We start from the raw sequence: 17,692 nt of genomic DNA, 5'->3' as shown, positions 1-17,692 counted from the left end.
GTGCGTAACACCGCAAAGCTCACCACCGCCGTCCTCGCCGCCGGAGCCCTCACCCTCGGGCTCACCGCATGCGGCTCGGACAAGGAGTCCGCCTCCGCGTCGTCCGACTACAGCGGCCCGCTGGTCGTCGCCGCGAGCCCGACCCCGCACGCCGAGATCCTCGACTACGTCAAGGACAACCTGGCGAAGAAGGCGGGCCTCGACCTGGAGGTCAAGGAGTTCACCGACTACGTCACGCCGAACACGGCGACGGAGGACGGCTCGGCCGACGCCAACTACTTCCAGAACCAGCCCTACCTCGACGACTTCAACAAGAAGAACGACACCCACATCGTGCCCGTCGTCACGGTGCACCTGGAGCCGCTCGGCCTCTACTCCCACTCGGTCAAGAGCGCCGACGCCCTGAAGAGCGGCGCGACCGTCGCGGTCCCCAACGACACGGTCAACGAGGCGCGCGCCCTCAAGCTGCTGGCCGCGAACGGGCTGATCACCCTCAAGGACGGCGTCGGCAACGAGGCGACCCCCTCGGACATCGTCAAGAACCCCAAGAACCTCAAGTTCAAGGAGCTGGAGGCGGCCCAGACCCCGCGCTCCCTGGACGACGTGGACGCCGCCGTCATCAACGGCAACTACGCCATCGAGTCCGACCTCTCGCCCGCGAAGGACGCCCTCGTCCTGGAGTCCGCCACGGACAACCCGTACGGCAACTTCCTCGCGGTCAAGGACGGCAACGAGGACGACCCGCGCGTGCAGAAGCTCGCCAAGCTCCTCACCTCCGACGAGGTCAAGAAGTTCATCGAGGACGAGTACGACGGTTCGGTCATCGCGTCCTTCTGAGTCGCCTTGTAGACAACTCGTCGCAACTCACGGGGTCCACGCCTTCACCTTGGGTGGACCCCGCGGTGTGGTTCGGTGCTTTCATGCTGCATGCTGGGCAGTTGAGCAGGCCCTGAATATTTTCCAATGGCTACGGAGTGGCGCATGACTAGCACCTTCCCCAACATCTCCATCAGCACGGAGCGGTTGGTGCTGCGCCCCCTTGACGAGGACGACGTGCCCGCGTTGACCGAGATGATGAACGACGAACAGGTGGGCGCCTGGACCAATGTCCCGCAGCCCTATACCGAGGACCGAGCCCGCAGGTGGATCACGGAGTACGCGCCCACCGAACGCACCGCGGGCCGCGGTCTCGACCTTGCCGTCACCGAGTTCCTCACCCAGCGCCTGGTCGGCATCGTCCAGCTCGCCGAGACGAACTGGCATGTGCGGTCCACCGAGCTGTCGTACATCGTCGCTCACTGGGCGAGGGGCGAGGGCTATGCCTCCGAGGCCGCGCTGGCCACCGCCCAATGGCTCTTCGAGGACCAGAAGTTCGAGCGCATCGAACTGCGCACCGCGGCCGACAACACGGCCTCCCAGCAGGTTGCCCAGAAGATCGGCAGCATCAGCGAGGGCGTGCTGCGCAACGCCTGCATAGCGCACACCCGAACCGAGGACGGCACCTGGGTCGACGTCCGCACCGACTTCATCGTGTGGAGCCTGCTGCCGGAGGACCTGGAGGGCGCGGGCGACCAGTTCGACGGCAACGGCGGTTTCACGTCCTACTAGGAGGCAACGGCACCGCCGCCCCACCCTTCACCTCCACCAGGTACCCTCACGGAGCCCGCCCGAGGGGCCACCCCCCTGACGACCTGCGTAAACCCCCAGGAGACTGACGACGATGGCCGACCGGGTCACGGTGATCGGCTGGGACGGCTCGCCGCTGACCGCGACGGCCCGCGCCGCCCTGGGCGCCGCCACGCTGGTCGCCGGTACCGCCCACCACCTGGCGCTGCCCGAGGTGCCCCGCACCGCCGAGCGCATCAGGCTCGGCAGCGTCGCCCTCGCCGCCCGCCGCATCGCCGCCCACCGCGGGACCGCGGTCGTGCTCGCCGACGGGGACCCCGGCTTCTTCGGAGTCGTACGGACCCTGCGCGACCCCGAGTTCGGCCTGGAGGTCGAAGTCGTCCCCGCCGTCTCCTCCGTGGCCGCCGCCTTCGCCCGCGCCAGCATGCCCTGGGACGACGCACACGTGGTCGTCGCACACCGGCGCACCCTGCGACGCGCGGTGAATGTATGCCGCGCCCACACCAAGGTCGCGGTCCTCACCTCACCCGGCGCCGGCCCCGCCGAACTCGGCCTCCTCATGGACGGCCTCCACCGCACCTTCGTCATCTGCGAGGAACTCGGTACCGACCGTGAGCAGGTCACGATCCTCAGCTCCGACAAGGCCGCCGACCACACCTGGCGCGACCCCAACGTCGTCATCGTCCTCGGCGGTCCGGTCGGCGTCGGCGAGGGCGGCGGCTGGATCGCCGGACGCGACCCGGGTGCGGGACCGCGCGGCTGGGCGCTGCCCGGCGAGGCCTACGGCGGTCGGCTCGGCGAAGGAGAAACGGATCTGCTCCGCGCCGCCCAACTCGCCCGGCTGGGACCGCGCCTCGGTGACCTCGTGTGGGACATCGGCTGCGGCAGCGGCGCCTTCGCCATCGACGCCGCCCGCGCCGGCGCCGCCGTCCTGGCCGTCGACCGCGACCTGGAGGCCTGCGCCCGCACGGACGCGGCGGCCCGTCGCTTCGGCGTCCAGCTCCAGATCGTCCGCGGCACCGCCCCGCTCATCCTGGAGAACCTCCCCGAGCCGGACGTCGTCCGCGTCGGCGGCGGGGGAGCGGCCGTCGTCGCGGCCGTCGCCGACCGGCGCCCACAGCGCATCGTCACGCACGCGGCCACCCGCGACGCCGCCGAACTCGTCGGACGGGACCTGACGGAGCACGGCTACGAGGTCGAGTGCGCCCTCATCCAGTCCGTCGAACTCGACACCCGGGCCTGGACGGAGACGGAGCGGAGCGTCGCGTTCCTGCTCAGCGGGCAGCTGCCGGATCGCGCCCCGTGATCCTGTTGTCGTACTGCGCGCGGTAGGCTGGCGGACCGTTGTACCGCTCCCGGGGGCCCGGCATTTCGTTCGTCAATGTCCGGAAAACGCGCCCGTTTTGGGATGGGTGTGGTACGGCGGAACCGGAGGACGCGCAACGTGGCGCAGTCCACAGTGGGCCGTCGCGGATCAAGCCTTCGTGACGGGGGAACGGCCGGGACAATGCCAGTTAATGGCTTTGTCGTCTTTTGGCGGTGAGTCGTTCGTGCCGCTGGGCTGGCACGCTCGTTCTTCACTGCGGGGCGGTCGGTGCGCCGTTCCCGGTGAGCTGGTCGTAGAAGGCACTAACCGATGGGCGAGGGGTACGCATGACCGACACCGGCCAGGTCCCGGGCGAGGGACTGCCGGAGAGCGCAGGCATGGTGGAGCAGCCGGGCGCCCCCGCGCACGGTGCGTACACCTACCTCTCCGAAACCACCGCCGAGGACGAAGACCTGTTGCTGCTGCCGGGCGCCCAGGGCGCCTGGGGCAACGAAGTGCCCCCTCCCGCCCCGGAACCCGTCGTAGAGACCGTCCACGAACCCGGCCCGCACGAGACGGCGGGCCGCGACAGCGGCTCGGTCGACCTCGGCGGCGTCCGTCTCCCCAACCCGACACCCCCCGCGATGCCCGTGCCCCCCACGACTCCCCGCCGCCCCCTGCACCTCGGCCCACCGATCCCCGACGCCTCCGCCAGCCCGGTCCGCTCCCTCGCCGACCGCGGCCCCGCGGGCATGCCGGCCCGCCAGCCCGGCCCGGCGACCACCGGCCCCGAGTACCTCGACGTCCCGCAGCTCCGTGAGACGTCCCCTCAGGGCGCGACGCCCTGGGGTGCGGCGGCCACGGCCCAGGCACCGGCGAGCACCGAGGCCCAGGCTGCCGAAACGGTTGTTCCGGCCCGGCGGGCGCTCGCAGAACCACAGGCCGAGACACACGGCGCGGCTCAGGCGGCGGTGGCGAGACTCACGACCGAGGCGGCCGTGGCGGTCGCTCCGGCTCCGGATGCGGGGCAGATGGCCCAGGGGCAGGACTGGGCGTACGCCGTCGAGACGGGGCAGGCGCTGGAAGGTGCCGCTGCGGAAGCGGTCGCCGGGGGGCCGGATGCCGCGTACGCCTCGGAGCCGGGTCGGACGCCCGACGCCGCGCATTTTCCGGACGCCGGGCAGGGTCCTGACACCGGTTTTGCCGCCGACGCGGGGCAGGGGACCGAGGCTGTTTTCGCCTCGGGCGCTGGGCAGGGTGACGCTGCTTTCGCCCCGGGTACGGGTTTCACGCCGGACGCCGGGGAGAGTGACGCCGCCTTCACGCCGGACGCCGGGCAGAGCCCGGAGGCCGCCTATTTCCCGGACGCCGTCCAGGGCGCCGACGGTGCCTACGCCCCGGAGCCAGGCCAGGATCCCGAGGCCGCTTTCACCCCGGGCGCTGGACAGGGCGACGCAGTCGTCACCGCGAATGCCGGGCAGGGCGGCGCCGCTATTGCCGCGGGCGCCGGCCAGGGCGGCGCCGCTTTCACGTCGGACGCCGGGCAGAGCCCAGAAGCCGCCTACTTCCCAGACGCCGCCCAGGGCCCCGACGGCGCCTTCGCCCCAGGCGACGGCAACGGTCCCGAGGCGGTCTACGCCCCCGAGGCCACCCACGTCCCCGAGGCCCCCGAGACCGGGCAGCAGCCCGAGCCCGCGTTCGCCCCGGACGCCGGCCAGGTTCTCGACGCGGGACAGGCACAGCCCCCCGCGCCCGTCGAGGTACCCGCTCAGCCCCAGGCCTCGACGCCGTTCGACGTCGCCGCCCAGGCCCACGAGCCGACCCCCGTCGACATGACCGCCCAGGCTCAGGAAGCCGCCCCCGCAGAGGTGGCCGCCCAGCCCGAGCCCGCGCAGACGCTGCTCGAAGCCACGTCCCTCCCCGCCGCGCCGCACGCGGACGAAGCCCAACTCGCCCAGGACGAAGCCCAACTCGCCCCCGACGACTCGGCCACCCCCGCCGCAGGCACCCCCGTTCCCGCCCACGCGGCCCCGCCCCTGGAACCCACGCAGGCAGCCGAGCCCGTACCGGATCCGCAGCTCGCACACCAGGCACAGCCGCAGTTCACGCAGGACGACCAGTCGGCCGCCCCCGCACAGCCGCAGCCCCTGGACGCCGACGCGTACCCCGTGGCCGCCGAGCCCACCCCCACTCCCGTGGCCCCCATTCCTTCCGGCCCCCAACTCGCGGACCCCGCAGCCCAGTTCGCCGAGCAGGCCCCGCAGCCGCACGCGCCCGTACCGGCGGCACCGGCCGCCGACACCGCCTCCGCGGACGCGATGCTCGCCCAGGAGCCGCTCGCGCAGGCGGCCGACCCCGCCGAACTGCCCGAAGCGACGGAACAGTTCGACGAGACCACCGGTATCGCGCCGGCCCCCGAACTCGACCAGCCCCTCGGTCAGTTCGTCCCGGTCGAGGGCTCGGTACCGACCACCCCGCACCTCGCGCCGACCCCGCCGCACCCCATCACGCTCCCGATGGAGGAGCCGGAGACGGCCGTTGACGAGCCCGTCGCCATGGTCCCCGCCCCGCGTGAGGCGGACCTCACTCCCGTCGCGGAGACCAACCCCGAAGTCGTACAGCAAGCGGAGGACCTGGACACCCGGGCCGCCGAGCAGGAAGAGAGCACGGCCGTAGTGGCAGATGTAAGAGAGTCCACCGGCCCGGCGGCGCCCGGCTACGACGAGGCCGAGCGCGAGGCCGTGCTCAAGGTGATGCGTGAGCGCCGCGACATCCGCAACGGCTTCCGCAGCGACCCGATCCCGCACGACGTGCTGCTCCGCGTCCTGGAGGCGGCCCACACGGCACCCTCCGTCGGTCACTCCCAGCCCTGGGACTTCGTCGTCATCCGCTCCGCCGACACGCGCCGCGCGATGCACGAACTGGCGGCACGCCAGCGCGAGGCGTACGCCAAGTCGCTGCCCAAGGGCCGGGCGAAGCAGTTCAAGGAACTGAAGATCGAGGCCATCCTCGACACCCCGGTGAACATCGTCGTCACCGCCGACCCGACCCGCGGCGGCCGCCACACCCTGGGCCGTCACACCCAGCCGCAGATGGCCCCGTACTCCTCCGCACTCGCGGTCGAGAACCTCTGGCTCGCCGCCCGCGCCGAGGGCCTCGGTGTCGGCTGGGTCAGCTTCTTCGACGAGCGCGAGATGGTCCGCGCCCTCGGCCTGCCCGAGCACCTCGAAGTGGTCGCCTACCTCTGCGTCGGCTACGTCGACGAGTTCCCGGACGAGCCCGAGCTGATGCAGGCCGGCTGGTCAAAGCGCCGCCCGCTGTCCTGGGTCGTGCACGAGGAGACGTACGGCCGTCGCGCGCTGCCCGGCGAGGAGCCGCACGACCTGCTCGCCGAGACGGTCGCCGGTATCCGCCCGCTGGACGCGAAGGCGCTCGGCGAGGCCTGGGAGCGGCAGAAGCGTATGACGAAGCCGCCGGGCTCGCTCGGCATGCTGGAGATCATCTCCGCGCAGCTCTCGGGCCTGTCCCGCCAGTGCCCGCCGCCCATCCCGGAGCCCGCGGCCGTCGCGATCTTCGCCGGCGACCACGGCGTGCACGCCCAGGGCGTCACCCCCTGGCCCCAGGAGGTGACGGCCCAGATGGTCGCCAACTTCCTTGGCGGCGGAGCCGTCTGCAACGCCTTCGCGAGCCAGGTCGGCGCCGAGGTCTGCGTCGTGGACGTCGGTGTCGCCTCCGAGCTGCCGGCGACCCCCGGCCTGCTGCCCCGCAAGATCCGCGCCGGCACGTCCGACATGACCACCGGCCTCGCGATGACCCGCGAGGAGGCCAAGCAGGCCATCGAGGTCGGCATCGAGACGGCCCGCGACCTGGTGGCGGCCGGCAACAAGGCCCTGCTCACCGGCGAGATGGGCATCGCGAACACCACCGCGTCCGCCGCGCTGATCTCCGTCTTCACGGACACCGACCCCGCCGAGGTCACCGGCCGGGGCACCGGCATCAACGACGAGACGCTGGCCCGCAAGACGGAGGTCGTGCGCCGCGCGATCGACCTCCACCAGCCGGACCCGGCCGATCCGATCGGCGTCCTCGCGGCGGTCGGCGGCTTCGAACACGCGGCGATGGTGGGCCTGCTCCTCGGCGGCGCCTCCCTGCGTACGCCGGTGATCCTGGACGGCGTCAGCGCCGGCGCCGCCGCCCTGGTCGCCCGCGCGATCGCCCCCGAGGTCCTCGCCGCCTGCATCGCGGGCCACCGCAGCGCCGAACCGGGCCACGTGGCCGCGCTGAACAAGCTCGGCCTGCGCCCCCTGGTCGACCTCGACCTTCGCCTCGGCGAAGGCACAGGCGCCCTCCTGGCCCTCCCGCTCGTCCAGAGCACGGCTCGGGCGATGCACGAGGTGGCGACGTTCGACTCGGCGGGGGTAACTGAGAAGTAGGCACCAGGCGCAGGGGGCTCGGGAACTGCGTTCCCGGGTCCCATGTTCGCGCGCCTCGGTCGCTGTCGGTTCCTGCCGGGCCGACAGTGGCCACGGACCACGGACCGGTAGTCGGCGACGATGATCAGCCACCGGACCGCAGCGCCGCCCAACCGACCCGCACCGTAAAATCCCCACGTCAGGGCCACCGCACCGCCACCAAGAGGAGCCGCACCCTCATGGCCGAAAACCCCGCCTACCCCGTAGGCCTCCGCCTCACCGGCCGTCGAGTGGTCGTCCTCGGCGGCGGCCAGGTAGCCCAGCGCCGCCTCCCGGCACTCATCGCAGCGGGCGCGGACATCCTCCTCGTATCCCCCGACGCGACCCCCTCCGTCGAGGCGATGGCGGACGCGGGCGAGATCACCTGGGAGCGGCGCCCCTACGCGGACGGCGACCTGGCCGACGCCTGGTACGCCCTCATCGCCACCGGCGACACGGAGGCCAGCACCGCCGCCTCCACCGAAGCGGAAGCGCGTCGCGTGTGGTGCGTCCGCTCCGACGACGCCGACGCGGCCACGGCCTGGACCCCGGCGACGGGCCACAGCGAGGGCGTCACGGTCGCCGTACTCACCACGAACGTGCGCGGCCGCGACCCCCGCCACACCGCCGCCATCCGCGACGCGGTCGTCGAGGGCCTGCGCGACGGCACCCTCGTCGCCCCCCACCACCGCACCCGCACCCCAGGCGTAGCCCTTGTCGGCGGCGGCCCCGGCGACCCGGACCTGATCACGGTCCGCGGCCGCCGCCTGCTGGCGGAGGCCGACGTGGTCATCGCGGACCGCCTGGGCCCCCGCGACCTCCTCGCCGAACTCCCCCCGCATGTCGAGGTGATCGACGCGGCGAAGATCCCGTACGGCCGTTTCATGGCCCAGGAGGCCATCAACAACGCGCTGATCGAGCACGCCAAGCAGGGCAAGAGGGTCGTACGGCTGAAGGGCGGCGACCCCTACGTCTACGGCCGCGGCATGGAGGAGGTCCAGGCGCTGGCCGAGGCGGGCATCTCCTGCACGGTCGTCCCCGGCATCTCCAGCTCGATCTCGGTTCCCGGCGCGGCCGGCATCCCGGTCACCCACCGCGGCATCGCACACGAGTTCACGGTGGTCAGCGGCCATGTCGCCCCTGACGACGAGCGCTCGCTCGTCGACTGGCCGTCCCTCGCCAAGCTCACCGGCACGCTCGTGATCCTCATGGGCGTCGACAAGATCGGCAAGATCGCCGAGACCCTGGTCGCGCACGGCAAGGCCCCCGACACCCCCGTCGCCCTGGTCCAGGAGGGCACGACCGCAGCCCAGCGCCGCGTGGACGCGACCCTCGCTACGGTCGCCGAGGTCGTGCTCGCCGAGGAGGTCAAGCCCCCGGCGGTCATCGTCATCGGCGAGGTCGTCAACGTGGGCCCTCAGCCCCCTGCGTAACCACGGGTAACCCAACCCGTACCGAGCCGTTGGCACCACACCCAGGACAAGGCAGTATCACCCTGTGGCCGATCTCATCACCGTTGAGAACCCCGACGACCCACGCCTGCGCGACTACACGGGCCTGACCGACGTGGAGTTGCGCCGCAAGCGCGAACCCGCCGAGGGCCTGTTCATCGCCGAGGGCGAGAAGGTCATCCGCCGAGCGAAGGACGCCGGCTACGAGATGCGCTCCATGCTGCTGTCGGCCAAGTGGGTCGACGTCATGCGGGACGTCATCGACGAGCTCCCGGCCCCGGTGTACGCGGTCAGCCCGGAACTGGCCGAGCAGGTCACCGGCTACCACGTGCACCGCGGCGCGCTCGCCTCCATGCAGCGCAAGCCGCTGCCCACGGCGGCCGAACTCCTCCAGACCGCACGTCGGGTGGTGGTCATGGAGTCCGTGAACGACCACACCAACATCGGCGCGATCTTCCGCTCGGCCGCCGCCCTCGGCATGGACGCGGTCCTGCTCTCCCCGGACTGCGCGGACCCGCTGTACCGCCGCAGCGTCAAGGTCTCGATGGGCGCGGTCTTCTCAGTGCCGTACGCCCGTCTCGACACCTGGCCCAAGGGCCTGGACTCGGTCCGAGAGGCCGGCTTCACGCTCCTGGCCCTCACCCCGGACGAGAAGGCGAAGACGCTCGACGAGGCGGCCCCGCACAGGATGGACCGGGTGGCGCTGATGCTGGGCGCCGAGGGCGACGGCCTGTCCACACAGGCCCTGGTCGCCGCCGACGAATGGGTCCGCATCCCGATGGCCCACGGCGTCGACTCCCTGAACGTGGGCGCGGCGGCCGCGGTCGCCTTCTACGCGGTGGCGACGGGCCGCCCGGAACTCTGAGCGTCAGCCTGCGCTTGCACCTGCTTCGGTACGACCTGACGGCCGCCGTCCAGCCCATGGGCCGGCCCCTGACACCCTTGCGCCGCCGCGATCCCGAGCGCCACCAGCAGCGTCACGACGACGAAGACGAACAGCCGCTGCCGCAGCAGCCGCGGATTGGCGGGCCGCCGCCCGGTCCCGGTGGTCCGGGGCCCGGGACGCCCGGCACCACTGCGCTGCGCGGGCCGGTTCCCACTGCCGGAGCGTGTGGTGTTCCGGGAGGAGGGCGTGGGCCGAGCCGCCCCGGACCGGGACGAGGCGTTCCCGCCACGCGACGGAGCGCCACCCCGTGACGAGGGAGCGGAACCGCGCGGCGCGCCGGCACCCCGAGGAGCCGGAGTCCCCTGCCCGCCCTGCATGCCCTGCTGTCCCGGCGGACGCCGCTGGGCCTGGGTGCGCTGCTGCTCCGGGTAGCTCTCGGTGAGCCGCCCGGTCGGCCGGTCCGCGTCGGGAGTGCGAGGCGCGGGCGGCCGTACGTCGGCGAGGTGGTCCTGGTGCTCCCGCGCCGCGATCTCCTTGAGCCGCAGCGACAGTTGGAGCGTGCTGGGCCGTTCCTCGGGGTCCTTCGCGAGACACGCGCGGACGAGCGGAGCGAGCGCGTCCGGAACGCCGCGCAGCTGCGCCTCCTCGTGCACCACGCGGTACAGCATCACCTCGGAACTGCCGTGCCCGAAGGGCGAGTCGGCCATCGAGGCGTAGGCGAGCGTGGCCCCGAGCGAGAAGACATCAGTGGCCGGTGTGACGGCGGCGCCGCGCACCTGCTCGGGCGCGAGGAAGCCGGGCGACCCGACGGCCGTACCGACGTGCGTGAGCGTCGAGGCCCCCGTAGCCCAGGCGATGCCGAAGTCGATGATCCGCGGCCCCTTGGGGGACAGCAGGATGTTGGACGGCTTCAGATCCCGGTGCACGACCCCGGCCTCGTGGACGGCGACGAGCCCCTCCGACAGCGCTGCCCCGACGGAGGCGACCTCGGCCGCGCTGAGCGGCCCCTCGTCGGCGACCTTGTCGTGCAGGGACGGCCCGGGCACGTACTGTGTGGCGAACCACGGCCGGTCGGCGTCGAGATCGGCGGCGACGAGCCGCGCGGTACACCCGCCGCGAATCCGCCGCGCGGCGGACACCTCTCGGGCGAAGCGGGACCGGAACTCCTGATCCTCAGCCAGATCGGGCCGGATCACCTTGAGGGCGACCCGCTGCCCCTTCCGGTCGGAGCCCAGATAGACAACGCCCATCCCGCCCGCGCCGAGCCGTCTGTGAAGCCTGAACGAGCCGACGACGCGCGGGTCCTCGCGCCTCAGGCGCATCATCGCCATGTTCATCCCCGCTGCCCGGTCCGTGTGACGTGGCACAGCTTACGTTTACCCGGCCGCCCGCGCGCAGAGGCCGCGCCCTCTCGGCCCGACGGATTGTCAGTGCCGGGTGCGAAACTTGAAGGGTGGTCAGGGAGCCAGTGAACAGGAGGGCTTTGACCTGCCTGTGATCCCAACCACCCGTCACAGAAGGGGGATTGAGCCCGTGAAGGGTGACCGCGTGGAGATAGTCGTGGACGCCGGCGACACGACTCGTACGTACGAGGTGGTGGCCAGCAGAGCGGGCCGTCGGGTGGAGACGGCGGTACGACGAGGTGTCGTGGAAGTGAGCGAAGTCACCCGAAGCGGCTCCGTGGTGCGCACGGCCCGCTTCATGGCGACCCGGGTCCTGGCCCTGGTCGAGCAGCCGGTGCCCCGGGAGGACAGCTCGGAAAGGACGGGACAGACCGGGCGTCCCCTCCGGGAAACCCCCGAGACCTAGGCCCTCGTCTCCACCCAGAGGAGTACACCGCAGGTCACGGCTCATCCTCCGGGAGGCCCGCCAATCGGTACGACGGCATGACGACCCCAACCCGCCGCAAGCCTAGATTTGAGGTCAAGCGGCGGGTGCAGCACTCGTCCCCCGAGGTCAGACACCCGCCGCTGCCAACGACACGTCAAGAACGGTCAGGAGAGGGACCATGGCCTTCACGGCACCGCGGACGACGATCCGCACACAGGGACGCAAGGCGCACGCCGCTGCGTTCCGCCCCCGCCGTCAGGGCCGCCGCCACCCCTTGGTGGCGACACTCATGGCCCTCCCCCTGGCGGTCCTGCTCCTCGTCGTCTTCGACGGCTGGGAGACAGTGGCCACACAAGCGTCGTCCGTGGGAGTGATGCTGGGGCGCTGAGCGGCGACCCCAGGCCCGGAAGAGCGGTCCGGGCGGGGACATCCACCCATGAAACCCCGTGGGGACGGGGGTGCGGCGGACGGCAAAAATGCCGGCGCAGCTGGGGAGCTGCGCCGGCATCAAACTTCCCGACGCCGGTCGGTGTTTTCAGCCCGTCCGGCGTTTGAGGACGAGGCCCGTTCAGGGCCGAAGCGGGGGTCTGGGGGCGCAGCCCCCAGGGATGGGACGGGTAGGGGCGGCGGGGCGAAAACACCCCGGGGCCGACCGCAGCGCAGGGCACCTGATGACTCACCAAGCCCACCGCCCTACCCTCGGACGAGACCCGCACCGCCCGCCCAGGGAGCCCCGTGACCGCCGCCACCCCCTTGCTCGCCGACCTCACCGCCCGAGCCAAGGCCACGGCCCACTCACGCACCTCGACCTGCCCCTGCGGCAGCCCGATCACCCTCGCCGACCGCCCCGACGCCACAGTCGTCCGCCACGCCGACACCGTCGCGAAGGCCCACGCCCCGAACACACCGCTCCCCGACCTGACCCCCCGCCTCACACTCGCAGCAACCCTCCCCGACGTCTTCCTACCCCCGCTAAGCCCGGCGCCAGTCGACCTGCACGGCAGACTCGTGACCTTCTGGCCGTACGGCACCCCCGTGGACCCGGACGACCCGGACGCAGCTCCCTGGGAAGCCGCCGCCACCCTCCTCGCCCGTCTCCACCGAACCCCGCCTCCACCCGCCCTGCCTCCCATGCGCGGTCCCGCCAAGGCCGCCCGAGCGATCGCCCGCCTCCAAGCAGCCGGCCCCCACTCCGCGACCGCCCCGATCCTGCGCGCCTGGAACGCCCTCCCCGCCTGGGCCCGAGCCGAGACGCCCACGCCGCCCGACGCCAACGCCACCACCCTCTGCCACGGCGACCTCCACCTCGGCCAGCTGGTCCGCCACCCGGCCCCCGACGGCCCATGGCTGCTGATCGACGTAGACGACCTCGGCGTAGGCGTCCCGGCCTGGGACCTGGCCCGCCCGGCGGCCTGGTACGCCTGCGGCCTCCTCCCACCCGAGGAGTGGACCCGCTTCCTGACCGCATACCGCGCGGCGGGCGGCCCCGCCGTCCCCACGGCCCCGGACTCCGACCCCTGGCCCGCCCTGGACGTCCCGGCCCGCGCCCTCACCGCGCAGACCGCCGCCACGGCCGTAGCCAAGGCGATCGCGGCGGACCGCCCCCTGGACGAGGTGGAGCAGTCGGTGGTGGACGCCTGTGACCGAATGGGTTCCGCCCCACCGCAGTTGACCCACGGCCTCGCGAAGTAGGGTGCAACCGACCAGGGCTGGACGGAGTCTGTCCTGGCGGAACCACTGAGCAGGACCGACGGGCGAGGAGTTGAGCCGACCATGCAGTGTCCGAAGTGCCATGCGCCGATGCACACGTACAACCGCAACGGCGTCCAGATCGAGCAGTGCAGCGGGTGCCGCGGGATATTTCTCGACTACGGCGAGCTGGAGGCCCTGACCCGCGTGGAGTCGCAGTGGTCCCAGCCCGGACCGCCGCCCCCGCCGGCCGGGCAGGCCTACGGCGCCCCCGCGCCCGCCTGGGGCGCCCCGCAGCACGGCGGCGGCCACTACGGCCACAAGCGCCACAAGAGCTTCGGCCACATGCTGTTCTCCAGCTGAGCCGCGCACGAAGAAGCCCCCGGCCGATCAACTCGGCCGGGGGCTTTGGTGTGTGGACGATACTGGGATTGAACCAGTGACCTCTTCCGTGTCAGGGAAGCGCTCTCCCGCTGAGCTAATCGTCCTCGGGACTGCGTGCGCGATACTGGGATTGAACCAGTGACCTCTTCCGTGTCAGGGAAGCGCTCTCCCGCTGAGCTAATCGCGCGGGGATCCTCGCGGATCAAGGCCCTTGCGGACCAGTGGACGATACTGGGATTGAACCAGTGACCTCTTCCGTGTCAGGGAAGCGCTCTCCCGCTGAGCTAATCGTCCTTGGAGGTGGAGACGGGATTTGAACCCGTGTAGACGGCTTTGCAGGCCGTTGCCTCGCCTCTCGGCCACTCCACCAGGAGCGCGGGGGTTCGGGAAGATCCCCCACTTCCTGCGAGCGGACGACCAGGTTCGAACTGGCGACCTCAACCTTGGCAAGGTTGCGCTCTACCAACTGAGCTACGTCCGCATGTCGTTTCGGTACGCTCCCGCGTCCCGGCGACGTGTTGAACTCTAGCGGATTCCGGGGCCAGCACAAAAACGCGTTTGTGCAGCGTGCTGCGCCGCACCGCCAGGAACTCAAGGTCAGGGCACCCGCGGAGACACGCTGGGGCCACCCGCGGGACACCGCCATAGACTCGACTGCGTGCTCGACCTCCCTCCTCTCGCCCGCTTCGGTGACCGCGTGGCCACCGGTCTCCTCGATGTCACCAGCGACCCCGCCGCCCTCGACTCCACCGGCTTCTGGGCGGTCGCCGCGGACTTCGAGGGCCGTCTGACCTGCGCACGCTTCAGGGCCGTACGTCAGGAGCCGGTGCCCGCGCCGGTGCCGGGGGAGTGGCACGGGCCGGCGGTCGGTGACTGGACGTCGTCTCTCGACCGCGCCGCGTACACGGCGGGGGTGCGGCGGATACGCGAGCACATCGCGGCCGGCGAGGTCTACCAGGCGAACCTCTGCCGTGTGCTCTCGGCGCCGGTCCCGCCCGACGCCGACGTGGACGCGCTGACCGCGCTGCTGGCCCGCGGCAACCCGGCGCCGTACGCCGGAACGATCCGGCTGCCCGAGCACGGCGTGGAGGTGGCCACCGCCTCCCCCGAACTCTTCCTACGCCGCGACGGCCGGATCGTCGAGTCGGGCCCGATCAAGGGCACGGGCCGCACCGAGGCGGACCTCCTGGAGAAGGACTACGCCGAGAACGTGATGATCGTGGACCTGGTCCGCAACGACATCGGGCGCGTCTGCGCCACCGGCACCGTGACCGTCCCCGAGCTGTGCGTCGTGGAGAAGCACCCGGGTCTGGTCCACCTCGTCTCCACGGTCCACGGCGAGCTGCGCGCCGACGCCGGCTGGCCGAAGCTGCTCGCGGCGGCCTTCCCGCCCGGCTCGGTCACCGGCGCCCCCAAGTCGAGCGCCCTGCGGATCATCGATGCCCTGGAGACCGCACCCCGCGGCCCGTACTGCGGCGGCATCGGCTGGGTCGACGCCGACCGGGGAACCGCCGAGCTGGCCGTCGGTATCCGTACCTTCTGGATCGACCGGGAGGAACCTGAGGAAGGTGTCCTGCGATTCGGCACCGGCGCGGGCATCACCTGGGGCTCCGACCCCGAGGGCGAGTGGCGGGAGACCGAGCTGAAGGCGGCGCGACTGCTCGCGGTAGCGTCGGGAACGTACGAGGGTGAGTGGAGAGGGACTGTGACGTGCTGTGCCGGCCCGGAGGACAACCCCCGGACCCCCGGCCGACGCGACGCCCCCGGTGCAGAATTGCGAGGAAGCGACCAGTGAAGCTTTGGCTCGACGGCGGACTCCAGGAATCGGAGTCGGCCCGCGTCTCCGTCTTCGACCACGGGCTGACTGTGGGCGACGGCATCTTCGAGACGGTGAAGGCGGCGGACGGGAAGCCGTTCGCGCTGACCCGTCACCTCGACCGACTGACCCGCTCGGCCCGCGGCCTCGGTCTGCCCGACCCCGACCTCGACGAGGTCCGCCGCGCCTGCGCCGCCGTCATCGACGCCAACCCGATGCCGCTGGGCCGGCTCCGGATCACGTACACCGGCGGCCACGGCCCCCTCGGCTCCGACCGCGGCGACCGCGGCCCGACCCTGGTCGTAGCCCTCGGCGAGACCACCCGGCGCGCCGACTCCACGGCCGTCGTCACGGTCCCCTGGACCCGCAACGAGCGCGGCGCCCTCACCGGCCTCAAGACGACCTCGTACGCCGAGAACGTCGTCGCACTCGCCCGCGCCCACCAACACGGCGCCTCCGAGGCCCTGTTCGCCAACACGGTCAGACAACTCTGCGAGGGCACCGGGTCGAACGTCTTCGTCGTCCTCGACGGCGAGATCCACACTCCGCCGGTCGCCTCCGGCTGCCTCGCGGGCATCACCCGCGCCCTGACCGTCGAGTGGACGGGCGCCAAGGAGACCGATCTGCCGCTCGACGTCCTGGAGCGGGCCGAGGAGGTCTTTCTCACGTCCACGCTGCGGGACGTTCAGGCCGTGCACCGCGTCGACGACCGCACGCTCGCTGGCGCTCCCGGCCCGGTGACCGCGAAGGCGATGCGGATCTTCGACGAGCGGTCCGGCGACAACCTCGATCCGTAGGAACTCCGAGGATATTCGGCTGATCCAAGGCTCCCCGGCGGGTACAACTCCCTTGATGACCACGACCCTGCGGCCGACCGAGCCGCTCCAGCACGCCGCCGACGGGACACGCTCACGCCACTACCAGGTGTGCGTGAACAGCCGGCCCGTGGGCGCGATACACCTCGGCACGTCCGCGCGGTTCGGCGACTCGGTGGCCGAGATCCGGGAACTGCGCATCGAGGAGCCCGACCGGCGGCGCGGTCGCGGCACGGTCGCCGCGCTCGCCGCGGAGGAGGTGGCGCGCGGCTGGGGCTGCGAGCGGATCCAGACTTCCGTCCCCGGCGACGCCGAGCCGGCGCTACGGCTCACAAGGGCGCTCGGCTACGTCCCCAGCAGCCGCAACATGGTGAAGCAGCTCGGCGACACCCCGCCCGAGCTGCCCGCGGGCAGCGCCGCCCGGCCCATGACGGAGGCCGAGTTCGGGCCGTGGCGGGAGTACGAGATGAAGGAGTACGCCCGTATCTGGATCGAGCGGGGAGTCTCCGAGGCAGCGGCGTACGCGAGATCCCGTGAGGATCAGGAGCGGTACCTTCCGCGGGGCGTGGCCACCGAGAACGTGCGGTTGAGCGTTCTGGAGCACGAAGGGACCCAGGTCGGGATCCTCTGGCTGGGCCTCCTCGACGAGCAGGCCTACGTCTTCGACGTCGAGACCGACGAGGCCCATCGCGGCCGAGGACACGGCCGTACGCTCATGCTGCTGGCGGAGATCCAGGCGATCGCGGCGGGCTCACGCGCCCTCGGCCTCAACGTCTTCGCGGGCAACATCCCGGCCGAGCGGCTCTATGAGTCTCTCGGCTACGAGACGGTCACCCACCACCTGTCCAAGAACCTGCTCTGACACCTGCTCCGACAATGGCTCCCAGGCTCACTCGCCGTCGGCCAGCAGCCGGTCCGCGATCTCCTCGATCCGCTCGCGCAGCCCCTTCTGGCTCTTGCCGCCGTCCAGCCGCTCGCCGCCGATGACGTAGGTCGGGGTGCCGGTCACGCCGATCGCCTTGCCCTCGGCCTGGTCGGCGTCGACGATCAGGATGTGCCGGCCGTCGATCAGTGCGGTGTCGAACTCCTCGGCGTTCAGACCGAGTTCACCGGCGACCTCGACCAGGAAGGGTTCCCCCTTACGGTCCAGCTCCTCGACGCGGCCGAGCACCGCTTCGACGTACGGCCAGCCCTGCCCCTGCTCCAGCGCTTCCTCTGCGGCCTGCGCGGCGGCGAAGGCGTGCTTGTGCTTCTCCAGTGGGAAGTGCCGCAGCCGCAGTTCCAGCCGGTCGCCGTAGCGGGCGCGCAGGGCGCGGAGGTCGTCCAGGGCGCTACGGCAGTCCGGGCACTGGAGCTCGCACCACACTTCGAGGACGGGAACGGGGGCGGAGGTGCGGGCGGGGGAGGAGTCGCTCATGGGGCCCAGTCTCCCAGCCCG

The 17,692-nt window shown here is 72.0% G+C and carries 15 protein-coding genes, 5 tRNA genes and 1 pseudogene; 13 read left to right on the top strand and 8 right to left on the bottom strand.

Annotation, left to right across the window (positions count from 1 at the left end; genetic code table 11):
* The 6 genes from AC5DRG_RS10315 to AC5DRG_RS10290 all read left to right on the top strand — a co-directional run bounded on the left by AC5DRG_RS10315 (position 1) and on the right by AC5DRG_RS10290 (position 9,699).
* Positions 1–837, top strand: coding sequence for a MetQ/NlpA family ABC transporter substrate-binding protein (locus AC5DRG_RS10315; RefSeq protein WP_491809695.1), 837 nt, complete (start codon positions 1–3; stop codon positions 835–837).
* 144 nt (positions 838–981) lie between these two features.
* A complete protein-coding gene (locus AC5DRG_RS10310; protein WP_491809694.1) occupies positions 982–1,608 on the top strand; it encodes a GNAT family N-acetyltransferase in 627 nt (208 codons plus the stop codon).
* 112 nt (positions 1,609–1,720) lie between these two features.
* Positions 1,721–2,932 (top strand): precorrin-6y C5,15-methyltransferase (decarboxylating) subunit CbiE, encoded by a 1,212-nt coding sequence (gene cbiE, locus AC5DRG_RS10305; protein WP_491809693.1) that lies wholly within the window; start codon positions 1,721–1,723, stop codon positions 2,930–2,932.
* A gap of 347 nt (positions 2,933–3,279) precedes the next feature.
* Entirely contained in the window at positions 3,280–7,365 is a 4,086-nt protein-coding gene (gene cobT, locus AC5DRG_RS10300; RefSeq protein ID WP_491809692.1) for a nicotinate-nucleotide--dimethylbenzimidazole phosphoribosyltransferase, read from the top strand.
* Positions 7,366–7,583: 218 nt separating this feature from the next.
* Positions 7,584–8,816 carry a uroporphyrinogen-III C-methyltransferase gene (gene cobA, locus AC5DRG_RS10295; protein WP_491809691.1) on the top strand — a complete coding sequence of 411 codons (1,233 nt, stop codon included), beginning with the start codon at positions 7,584–7,586 and terminating at the stop codon, positions 8,814–8,816.
* A gap of 64 nt (positions 8,817–8,880) precedes the next feature.
* Entirely contained in the window at positions 8,881–9,699 is an 819-nt protein-coding gene (locus tag AC5DRG_RS10290; protein ID WP_491809690.1) for a TrmH family RNA methyltransferase, read from the top strand.
* On the opposite strand, the gene AC5DRG_RS10285 is transcribed toward AC5DRG_RS10290, so the two are convergent.
* Positions 9,666–11,057, bottom strand: a complete 1,392-nt coding sequence (locus AC5DRG_RS10285; protein ID WP_491813006.1) for a serine/threonine-protein kinase — start codon at positions 11,055–11,057, stop codon at positions 9,666–9,668. The two genes, AC5DRG_RS10290 and AC5DRG_RS10285, sit on opposite strands and share 34 nt — an antisense overlap.
* A gap of 196 nt (positions 11,058–11,253) precedes the next feature.
* On the opposite strand from AC5DRG_RS10285, the gene AC5DRG_RS10280 reads away from it, so the two are divergent.
* A complete protein-coding gene (locus AC5DRG_RS10280; RefSeq protein ID WP_491809689.1) occupies positions 11,254–11,529 on the top strand; it encodes a DUF8836 family protein in 276 nt (91 codons plus the stop codon).
* Positions 11,530–11,728: 199 nt separating this feature from the next.
* Positions 11,729–11,938 (top strand): hypothetical protein, encoded by a 210-nt coding sequence (locus AC5DRG_RS10275; RefSeq protein ID WP_491809688.1) that lies wholly within the window; start codon positions 11,729–11,731, stop codon positions 11,936–11,938.
* A 145-nt stretch (positions 11,939–12,083) separates the two neighbouring features.
* On the opposite strand, the pseudogene AC5DRG_RS10270 reads toward AC5DRG_RS10275, so the two are convergent.
* Positions 12,084–12,237 (bottom strand): annotated as a pseudogene (locus AC5DRG_RS10270) (cobyrinate a,c-diamide synthase); the annotation flags it as partial.
* A gap of 48 nt (positions 12,238–12,285) precedes the next feature.
* Between AC5DRG_RS10270 and AC5DRG_RS10265 the strand changes: the two are divergent.
* Together AC5DRG_RS10265 and AC5DRG_RS10260 are read left to right on the top strand one after the other, a co-directional pair.
* Positions 12,286–13,242 carry a phosphotransferase family protein gene (locus AC5DRG_RS10265; protein ID WP_491809687.1) on the top strand — a complete coding sequence of 319 codons (957 nt, stop codon included), beginning with the start codon at positions 12,286–12,288 and terminating at the stop codon, positions 13,240–13,242.
* Positions 13,243–13,323: 81 nt separating this feature from the next.
* Complete coding sequence (locus AC5DRG_RS10260; RefSeq protein ID WP_491809686.1) at positions 13,324–13,602, top strand: TFIIB-type zinc ribbon-containing protein; 279 nt, start codon at positions 13,324–13,326, stop codon at positions 13,600–13,602.
* A 53-nt stretch (positions 13,603–13,655) separates the two neighbouring features.
* Here AC5DRG_RS10260 and AC5DRG_RS10255 read toward each other — a convergent pair.
* The 5 genes from AC5DRG_RS10255 to AC5DRG_RS10235 all read right to left on the bottom strand — a co-directional run bounded on the left by AC5DRG_RS10255 (position 13,656) and on the right by AC5DRG_RS10235 (position 14,104).
* Positions 13,656–13,727, bottom strand: a tRNA-Val gene (locus AC5DRG_RS10255).
* An 11-nt stretch (positions 13,728–13,738) separates the two neighbouring features.
* Positions 13,739–13,810: transfer RNA gene (locus AC5DRG_RS10250), tRNA-Val, on the bottom strand.
* Between the two features lie 35 nt (positions 13,811–13,845).
* A tRNA-Val gene (locus AC5DRG_RS10245) sits at positions 13,846–13,917 on the bottom strand.
* 1 nt (position 13,918) lies between these two features.
* Positions 13,919–13,992 (bottom strand) — tRNA-Cys (locus AC5DRG_RS10240).
* Positions 13,993–14,031: 39 nt separating this feature from the next.
* Positions 14,032–14,104, bottom strand: a tRNA-Gly gene (locus AC5DRG_RS10235).
* Between the two features lie 177 nt (positions 14,105–14,281).
* Here AC5DRG_RS10235 and AC5DRG_RS10230 point away from each other — a divergent pair.
* Genes AC5DRG_RS10230 through AC5DRG_RS10220 form a run of 3 tightly spaced genes read left to right on the top strand, consistent with a single transcriptional unit; the run spans position 14,282 to position 17,116 of the window.
* Positions 14,282–15,418, top strand: coding sequence for a chorismate-binding protein (locus AC5DRG_RS10230; protein WP_491809685.1), 1,137 nt, complete (start codon positions 14,282–14,284; stop codon positions 15,416–15,418).
* On the top strand, positions 15,415–16,236 hold the full coding sequence (locus AC5DRG_RS10225; protein ID WP_491809684.1) for an aminotransferase class IV: 822 nt from the start codon (positions 15,415–15,417) through the stop codon (positions 16,234–16,236). The genes AC5DRG_RS10230 and AC5DRG_RS10225 overlap by 4 nt, the downstream gene beginning before the upstream one ends.
* Positions 16,237–16,291: 55 nt before the next feature.
* On the top strand, positions 16,292–17,116 hold the full coding sequence (locus tag AC5DRG_RS10220) for a GNAT family N-acetyltransferase (RefSeq protein ID WP_491809683.1): 825 nt from the start codon (positions 16,292–16,294) through the stop codon (positions 17,114–17,116).
* A 27-nt stretch (positions 17,117–17,143) separates the two neighbouring features.
* Here the strand turns inward: AC5DRG_RS10220 and AC5DRG_RS10215 are convergent, their stop codons facing one another.
* On the bottom strand, positions 17,144–17,671 hold the full coding sequence (locus AC5DRG_RS10215) for a DsbA family protein (RefSeq protein ID WP_491809682.1): 528 nt from the start codon (positions 17,669–17,671) through the stop codon (positions 17,144–17,146).
* Positions 17,672–17,692 lie beyond the last annotated feature (21 nt).

The organism is Streptomyces sp. JLBG701, from assembly GCF_058544905.1.
Note: the sequence above shows the minus strand (reverse complement) of the source record. Positions and strands in the feature narration are given on the sequence as shown.